An 8,240-nucleotide genomic window follows, 5' to 3' on the forward strand; every position below is an offset into this window, starting at 1 on the left:
CAGACTGCCACCGACAGGATCTCGACGGTCGGGTGCATTGGCGTTGTTCGAGTGCGCGCATCTCTTGCCGTATTTTGATGCTACCGCAAAAAAGCGCGTAACTTTTCCAGTTCATCACCCTGTAAACACTTAGCAAAAGAACGGTGGGTCCGAGCATTTGGATGGGGGAGAAAAGCAAAAAATCTTTCACGATTCCCTATCTCAACGAACTCGGATATTGAATTTGCTGTAGAGATATTGAATTGGCTTTGAATCACTTGCTTTGCGCGTGCCCCCAGTACCACTATCACTTTTGCTCTTGCTAGTTCTAAAACTCTCAACAAGTAGGCTTCCACACATTGCTCCTGTGCTTCTTCTACACCAGTTTCGGCACGAGACTTACAATGCACTATCTCGGTAAGCGCATAATCAATGCCTGGACTAACGTTCCGTTGAAGTAGCTCAATCGCACGTTGTCTAACCGCTGCCCAAAATCGAGTAGAGCGACTATATTTCCCGTCTTTTAGCAAGGATTTTGTACCATCAACGATCCAGTGCTTACGTCCTCCTCCAAAACGGTAATTGAAATAATCGTGTACTTCGCTACATGACCAATCCCAAGTTGGGTAATCTTCATCAGAGCCAATTGATGGATTTGAACTCAGGAAGAGAATGGGTGCTTGCTCTATCTGTCCACTCCAAGGTTCAGGCACTTGAAATTTTTCTAACCCAATTGCATTTTGAGAGTCAACAATTGTACGACATGGATTTTCAACAGAAAGATCTTCTTGACACTCTCGTGCATGGGGACAATGAACAATTTCACTTAGCAGAGTTTTTTCAGACATTCCCAAAATATATCAACTGATTACGAGTTTACGAAAATCTAGCAGTCGAACTTATAATTGTATCGCAGTTGCGGTACAATACCCAATAGAAGAGAAAAATACCGCCGATCGATCGCTGATGTATGTCACCAAAAGTGGCACTAATTCACATAGCAATTGCTGCCGTTAGATGAAAATTTAACCAAATTGTCATGCGGCTAAAACAGGACGATCGAGCTTGCGGACTGCATACAGAAGCGTAGCTTTAATATAGTCAATTTCCAAGTCTGGAAATTCTTCGATAAACTTAAAAATTTGCTCACCCGCAGCCAGCAACTCTAGGATATCGATGACTCGAATCCGCCTTCCCCGGATGCAGGGATGAGCGCCACATTGTCTTGGGTTCACTGTAATTCTGTCAAACAGATAAGCAACGGATGCTGGCATTGGTTAAAATTGTTTAAAATCTTTGTATATAGCTTACTTCATTTATCGCCCCAAACTCACACCGCGATATAATTCTGCGGTCGCTATGCTGTAATAGAGATCAGTCCATTCAAACTTCGATAGTTTATGACCGCAGCAGTATCTATTGACATTGGTACGCTCATTACACGCACTCCCGGACTGCATGGTGGATGTCCCCACATCCTCGGTAAAGGCGTTACCGTTCGCCGGATTGTAACCTGGTACAAGCGAGGATTGAATGCTGAAGAGATTTGCGATCGCATCGGACATCTCACCCTCGCCGAAGTCTACGCCGCACTCACCTACTATCATGCCAACACCAAAGAAATTGAAACTGATTTGATCCCTCAAGCAGCAGAATCCAAGCGTTTTGAAGCTTTGTACAGCAATTTTGGTAAAGAAGCATGAGTGAGATAATAGGTGAAGAAACATCATGCTTTGTACACATCTTTCCGATGTTTGCATTGTAATAGGAGAATGATTAGTTCTTCATCGCCGATTTCATAACGAACGCGATAATCACCGATCCGAATACGGTACTCATTGTCAGCACCTTTGAGCTTGACCACCCCATCTGGGCGCGGGTTTTCGGCAAGTTGCAAAATCTTGACAGCGATACGATCGTAGACATCATTGGGCAGCGCATCTAGCTGCTTTTGTACAGCTTTAGGGGTAACGATAGTGTAAGTCATGTCGATTTATTTGCCCGTTGTGCCATATATCGATCGAAAGTTGTGTAATCTCCAGCTTTGTAATCAGCACGGGCCGCTTCAATTTCGGCAATGTCTTCTGGAGAATCGTCCTCATTCGGGAATAATTCAGCTTCCAAAAATTCCCATATCTTGTATCTTTCAGCAATTCCCAGTGACGAAATAGCTTCCAGCAGTGATTGAAATGAGATGTCTACTTTCACAGTATTCTCAGCCATTAGAACTTTCCTTCACTTTAAATTTTATAATATACCCAGAGTCCCGACTTCTTAAAGAAGCCGGGGCTCTAAAAGCAGACTACATCACAACCGCACTAATCAAAGTTTGCACATTTTGTACAACAGCAGTAGTAAAATTATGAGTCACAGGCAAACTGTCAACGACTATTCCAGCGCACAAGAGCATCAGATACAGAATAGAGTATTTAAAGAGCGATCGCGCTACATTCTTATCCTCTGGAGTCTGCAACAGCAACCAAGCTTTTTGGGCAAAAATAACACCCAGGAAAATCGCAGTACCCGCATACACCGCGCCCGCTAAATGCAGGGGATAAACTAGCAGCAAAGTTGCAGGAATCATCAATAGCGTGTAAATCCAAATTTGGCGGGCTGTCTCTTCGTCGCCCTCAATTACCGGCAACATCGGGACGCCTACTTCCTTGTATTCATCGCGAATCATCATTGCTAATGCCCAAAAATGCGGCGGTGTCCACAGGAATATAATCCCAAACAGCAGCCACGCACCCCAACTCAAATCTCCCGTTACCGCAGCCCACCCAACTAGCGGGGGAATCGCCCCTGCTGCACCGCCGATGACGATGTTTTGCACGCTGTGACGCTTCAGCCAATGGGTGTAAATTAGGACGTAGAAAACGATGCCTGACATTGCTAGCAATGCGGCTAATAAGTTGGCAACAACTGTCAGCAATGTAAAGGATATTGTAGCTAGGGCGATCGCAAATATCAAAGCATCCCGCTTCTTGACACGCCCGGAAGGAATCGGCCGCCACCGGGTGCGCTCCATAATATAATCGATGTCGCTGTCGTAAACACAATTAATCGTATTCGCCGACGCAGAAGCTAAAGCGCCTCCGGTAATAGTTGATACCAGCAATAGCGGATCGACTTCTCCTTTGGCGGCCATCCACATTCCTGCTGATGTCGTGATTAGCAGCAGTAAAATAATTCTGGGTTTTGTTAGTTGATAGTAACTTTTCACCACTTGCGAAAAGTTTTCGTGGAGGCGGGGGCTGTCGTTGGTAAGGATTTCTTGCATCGGTTGTAAGCTGTTAGTAATTATTTGCGAATTCGTCATTAGTCATTAGGTTGGAGTGGCGGGTTTTACGAGAAATATTTGGTGTAGCTACAAGGATTAATAAACCCGCCGCCACCGAGGGATAAATCAGGCCCCTCTTACTCAAGAAATAGATAAATCTGCCTTTTAGAGAGTGTCCGGTTGATTCGTGCTTGTAGGGGCGGGGCGGGTTTATGAAACTGTTGGCTTTTAGATCGAGAATCATGGTGAACCCGCCCCTACAAGACCTTGCACTATATAATAAGGATGCTACCGGACATGATATTACTCTCAAGCTGATAAAACTCGATCGCGCCAAGCTAAAACACTAAAAGCTATCAGGGTTCCCAGCAAAGCAGCACCGACTGCTTGGTGAGCGACTGTCAGCGGTTCTACCTGAAGGTGCAGCCGGAAAGTTGCTAATCCTAGAACTAATTGAGCAAGTAGGCAAACACTCGCCCAATTAGCCAGTTTTCGCAAGTTTGGACTCAGTGCAGGCTGCCGCCAAGCCATGACTGCTACGGCTAAAGTCGCTGCGGTAGCGGGTACGATACCGGCGATGTGGCTGTTCATTACCGAACACAATTCTGAGGAATCCAAACATTGGTGCAGCGCCCATCTAGAGCCTACTAATGCTCCTAGCAAACTTTGCAGGTAAACTAACAATGCTGCGATCGAACTTACCCAAGCTAATTTGCCGACATTTCCTGTAGCTTCGTAGGGAGTCAGCATGAAACCGATGACTAGCAGGGCGCCAAAAAATAGTAAAGCTGTTCCCAAGTGAGCGGTAACGATGTCAAATCTCAGCAGTTGTGTTACTGTCAAGCCGCCCAATACGCCTTGAAAAACGATTAAAAATAGTGCTCCGGCGCTCGCCCAAGGCAGCCATTTTGGCAGGCGACTGCGGTAAAACAAAGATAGTCCTAAAAGTGCGATCGCGCTTAAGCCAATTGCCGCTGCGTCTAACCGGTGAAACCATTCCAGAAATACCTGCAAATTCATTTGCGCTGCAGGTATTAATTGACCGTAGCACAGCGGCCAGTCGGGGCAAGCGAGCCCCGCATTCATGACTCGCGTGGCGCTGCCTACAGCCATTAACAGCCAGGTTGCGATCGCAATTTTCCACACTAGACCGCGGATAATATCTTGTGGCTGCCACTGCACTCCTGCTGCTGCGTTTGGCTGATTTAAAACTGAGTTTGCCATGGAATTTACCTTAGCCTTTGTTATCGATCGAACTTAATGAAATAGCGAACTTTTACTTTTGCTGAGCTTAGCGGAGCTTAACACTCTTTTTCTGTGACAAACCGTCATATATACTACCTTAGCGACATCGCAATCCAATTAGTTTGTCTTTAGATATTTTTCAACTTTCCTCTTTACATTACAAAGTATTGCAGCTATTTTTATAAATTTCAACAAACTTTAATTATTTTACCGAACCCTTTGCTGTTACAGCCTCCCTCCCAGTCCCACTCGCGGAGAAAAATAAAGATATAATTAAGAAAAGCTTTTTTTCAAAGGTTTATGATATATGCCCAACTTTAACGTAAAAATTTGTAACTAAATACAGGACTGAAGAGTTACCCCCTAGGTGTTTTTCAAGGTACTTCTCAGGTTTACTCACCTCAGATTGTATAATTCAGTTCCAACACTCAGCGTTTTATCTAATCCACCAGTTATCATTTCTTGCCTGCTTAACTAAATTTGGAATGGAGGAAGTGGCGCTCTTGCAGGGTAGGGTTCACTAATCTTTGATGCGGTAACTTATAAAAATTCCTGCACTTTTCTGGTGGAACCACCTTGAAAGCATTCAGACTAAAGAGTGCGATCGCTATTTTGACTATGCCAATGTTACTGAATTATATCAGATCCGGGCGATCGCATATAATAAGGGAATAGTGACTACTGGATTTTAGGCTTGCAGGGTGCCTCAGCTCCGAGATCATCAATTGATAGATCCAATCACTCTATCTGACGCACCCTACATCAATTCGGGATCGCCAAGTTAAAATCACTTTTTCTCCTTGGTCAATGTTTTTGACTCCCTCCTAATCACTAATGACTAATGACTTCGTTATTTTAAAAATCTAAAAAGGTAAAATTATGTCACAAAAAAATGAAACTGCTGTTCTCATCTTATCCCTCCTAATTACGATCGGGCTAGCCGGTGCAGGTATTTGGTGGCTGACAAGCCGAGGCAGCATCAATGTCGGGGGTTTATCACCCCAAAATCAGACTTTTCCAAACTCGGCGACGGGTAATTCGCCGCAATCAGAGCAGGCAATTGGGCAGCGTATGAGTGCTGGCGAAAAACTGTTACTTCCAGCAGAGCAAGCCACAACAACCAAACAAGCAGCAGTACAGGCGATCGCATCTGGCAACTATAACGCAGCTATTTCCGACTTACAAGCTTCGCTGAAAACCAATCGCAACGATCCCGAAGCACTAATTTACCTCAACAACGCCCGCATTGGAGATCAAAAATCCTACACAATTGCCACTGCGGTTCCCATTGGCGGCGATATCAATGCTGCTCTAGAAATTCTGCGGGGGGTAGCTCAAGCTCAAAATGAAATCAACCAAAGTGGCGGCATTAGCGGAACTCCCTTAAAAGTTGTAATTGCTAACGATGACAACAACCCAGAAATGGCCACACAAATTGCCAGTGCTTTAGCAAATAAATCGGAAATTTTAGGAGTGATCGGGCATTTTGCTTCAGATACAACCCTAGCAGCCAGCAAGATTTACCAGCAAAAACAATTAGTAGCAATTTCTCCGACAAGTACCTCTGTGCAGCTTTCAGGAGTTGGCAACAATATATTTCGGACTGTGCCGAGCGATCGGTTTGCCGCTAATGCTCTTTCCCGCTATATGGTGGGAAAATTGCAAAAGCAAAAAGCTGCTATATTTTTCAATTCTGCCAGCAGTTACAGCAAATCTTTAAAAGATGAATTCACTACGGCTATTTACGGAGATGGAGGACAAATAGTAGGCGAATTTGACTTTGCTAAGGGCAATTTTAATGCTGCCGAGAGCGTTAAAAGTGCGATCGCCCAAGGAGCAGAAGTGATTATGTTAGCATCCAATTCAGCCACCCTCGACCAAGCTTTGCAAGTAGTGCAAGTAAACGCCAAACGGCTGCCGTTACTAGCAGGAGACGATGCTTATACTGCTAAAACACTGCAAATTGGTGGCGCAGCAGCAACAGATATGGTGCTAGCTGTTCCTTGGCACATTCTCGCAGACCCGCAATCAAACTTTCTTCAAACATCCAAACAACTGTGGAATGCTGAAGTAAGTTGGCGCACAGCTTTAGCTTACGATGCGACGATCGCCTTAATTGTCGGTTTAAGGCGCAATCCGACTCGTACAGGCATTCAACAAGCTTTATCGGCGTCGGATTTTTCGGCAAATGGAGCATCGGGCCCGATTCGGTTTTTACCTTCGGGCGATCGCAATCGCGCAGTTCAGTTAGTAACTGTTAAACCCGGCAATCGCACCAGTTACGGTTACGATTTTGTGCCGATATCAGGTTTGTAAACTATTGGCGATCGCCCAATTTAGGTTATACTATTCATTGGTAAGTTCTAGGGCGGGTCAAGCAAAAATGCTTACAAGATGAGTAGTTATCTGCAACTAAAAAACTTGTATGGTAAAAGATCGGTTTCATGATGTTGTTAAGACTGGTTTAGAAAAGCAAGGTTGGCAGATTACGGCCGAGCCCTATGAAATTAATGTTGATGATGTAGATTTTGAGATTGATTTAGCCGCGAACTGTTAGCCGCCCAGCGAGATCATCAGAAAATAGCTGTATAAGTTAAAAGTTTCATTAGCCTATCGAATGTTTCCGATTTTCATACTGCATTGGGACAATTTCTCAATTATCGCGATGCGCTTGAAATGATTGAGCCCGATCGCCGCCTCTATCTAGCGGTGCGAGTGCCAATTTATGAAAGTTTCTTTCAACGACGGTTTATTGTAGCGGCAGTTCAGCGATATCAACTACGATTGATGATTTATGATGTGCAACAGGAGGTTATTGTTCAATGGCTATAGAGCAATATCGGCAATACATTCGTCATCTTCTTTCAGAACGGCGAGAGCGCATTTCGATACAACGCAATCCCCAAGAATACGAAGTGCAAACCCTTTTTGATACTGAGCAAGATCATTATCAACTTCTGTATGTGGGTTGGCGTGGAAATAGACGCGATTTTGGCTGTATTCTGCATCTTGATATCAAGGGGGGAAAAATTTGGATTCAGCATGACGGTACTGAAGTCGGAATTGCGAACCAGCTAGTCGAACTGGGAGTGCCTAAAGAAGATATTGTTTTAGCATTCCATGAACCCGATGTACGCCAGTTTACTGATTTTGGCACTGGCGAAGCAGCCCTCAGTTTCGGGTAGCTAAATTAGGTGTAACCGATTGGCCGAAGGAGTTATTTCTGATACATAAGATTGACATAAATATAACTTACGCAAAAAACCCGGTTGATCCGAAAAATAGTGAATCTATCGCCTGAGAGATTAACCGAGAAACCGGGTTTTTGCCCCTGGATACGTCCCGGAATGATAAATCTCAAATTTTTAATTTATATCCCCAAAAAATCAGGTATAAGTAGTCAAGCAAAATTAATTATATATTTTCCCCAAAAGCCTGGAAAGATATTTTACACGGCCCCAACTCAATTTTCCCATACTTACTTCTGTTTGATTACTACCAAAGTAATGTCATCAAATACTTTTTGCTCCCCGATATATCGCCGCACGTCGTCAATAATAGCTTGCTTGATTTCTGCTGTTGACTTTTCCCTGTTAAGGGCAACAAGTTCAATCAATGGCTCAATACCGTATTCCTTTTGATTCATATCAAAAGCTTCGGTAATTCCATCTGTGTAGAGTACGACAACATCCCCGGAATTTAACTGTATTTCAGTAGTAGCAATGAAATCGGCAAT

12 protein-coding genes are annotated in these 8,240 nt (G+C 44.1%); 5 read left to right on the forward strand and 7 right to left on the reverse strand.

Features of this window, described 5'->3' with window-relative positions; genetic code table 11:
• Window positions 1-80: 80 nt before the first annotated feature.
• Entirely contained in the window at window positions 81-827 is a 747-nt protein-coding gene (locus tag QUA10_RS24285; protein ID WP_333082280.1) for a uracil-DNA glycosylase family protein, read from the reverse strand.
• Window positions 828-1,016: 189 nt separating this feature from the next.
• Window positions 1,017-1,253, reverse strand: a complete 237-nt coding sequence (locus QUA10_RS24290) for a DUF433 domain-containing protein (RefSeq protein WP_333082279.1) — start codon at window positions 1,251-1,253, stop codon at window positions 1,017-1,019.
• Window positions 1,254-1,379: 126 nt separating this feature from the next.
• Here QUA10_RS24290 and QUA10_RS24295 point away from each other — a divergent pair, with 126 nt between their 5' ends.
• Window positions 1,380-1,682, forward strand: a complete 303-nt coding sequence (locus QUA10_RS24295; protein WP_333082278.1) for a DUF433 domain-containing protein — start codon at window positions 1,380-1,382, stop codon at window positions 1,680-1,682.
• Window positions 1,683-1,705: 23 nt separating this feature from the next.
• On the opposite strand, the gene QUA10_RS24300 is transcribed toward QUA10_RS24295, so the two are convergent.
• The 4 genes from QUA10_RS24300 to QUA10_RS24315 form a co-directional block, all read right to left on the reverse strand.
• Window positions 1,706-1,966 (reverse strand): type II toxin-antitoxin system RelE/ParE family toxin, encoded by a 261-nt coding sequence (locus QUA10_RS24300; protein ID WP_333082277.1) that lies wholly within the window; start codon window positions 1,964-1,966, stop codon window positions 1,706-1,708.
• Window positions 1,963-2,202: a hypothetical protein gene (locus tag QUA10_RS24305; RefSeq protein ID WP_332979695.1), complete on the reverse strand. Its 240-nt coding sequence runs from the start codon at window positions 2,200-2,202 to the stop codon at window positions 1,963-1,965. Before QUA10_RS24305 ends, QUA10_RS24300 begins: the two co-directional genes overlap by 4 nt.
• 79 nt (window positions 2,203-2,281) lie before the next feature.
• Window positions 2,282-3,259, reverse strand: a complete 978-nt coding sequence (locus QUA10_RS24310) for a heme o synthase (protein WP_333082306.1) — start codon at window positions 3,257-3,259, stop codon at window positions 2,282-2,284.
• A gap of 309 nt (window positions 3,260-3,568) precedes the next feature.
• Window positions 3,569-4,483, reverse strand: a complete 915-nt coding sequence (locus tag QUA10_RS24315; protein ID WP_333082276.1) for a heme A synthase — start codon at window positions 4,481-4,483, stop codon at window positions 3,569-3,571.
• Window positions 4,484-5,383: 900 nt separating this feature from the next.
• Here QUA10_RS24315 and QUA10_RS24320 point away from each other — a divergent pair.
• From QUA10_RS24320 to QUA10_RS24330, 4 genes are all read left to right on the forward strand, one after another.
• Entirely contained in the window at window positions 5,384-6,820 is a 1,437-nt protein-coding gene (locus QUA10_RS24320; protein ID WP_333082275.1) for an ABC transporter substrate-binding protein, read from the forward strand.
• A gap of 109 nt (window positions 6,821-6,929) precedes the next feature.
• Entirely contained in the window at window positions 6,930-7,061 is a 132-nt protein-coding gene (locus QUA10_RS29195; protein WP_445243567.1) for an element excision factor XisH family protein, read from the forward strand.
• 83 nt (window positions 7,062-7,144) lie between these two features.
• Window positions 7,145-7,336: an element excision factor XisH family protein gene (locus QUA10_RS29200; protein ID WP_445243566.1), complete on the forward strand. Its 192-nt coding sequence runs from the start codon at window positions 7,145-7,147 to the stop codon at window positions 7,334-7,336.
• Window positions 7,327-7,689, forward strand: a complete 363-nt coding sequence (locus QUA10_RS24330) for a XisI protein (RefSeq protein WP_333082274.1) — start codon at window positions 7,327-7,329, stop codon at window positions 7,687-7,689. The genes QUA10_RS29200 and QUA10_RS24330 overlap by 10 nt, the downstream gene beginning before the upstream one ends.
• Before the next feature lie 293 nt (window positions 7,690-7,982).
• On the opposite strand, the gene QUA10_RS24335 is transcribed toward QUA10_RS24330, so the two are convergent.
• Window positions 7,983-8,240 (reverse strand): PP2C family protein-serine/threonine phosphatase (locus QUA10_RS24335; RefSeq protein ID WP_333086392.1); only part of this gene is annotated, 258 nt, incomplete at its 5' end.

The sequence above is a fragment of the Microcoleus sp. Pol8_D6 genome, assembly GCF_036700965.1.
Classification (GTDB): Bacteria; Cyanobacteriota; Cyanobacteriia; order Cyanobacteriales; family Microcoleaceae; genus Microcoleus.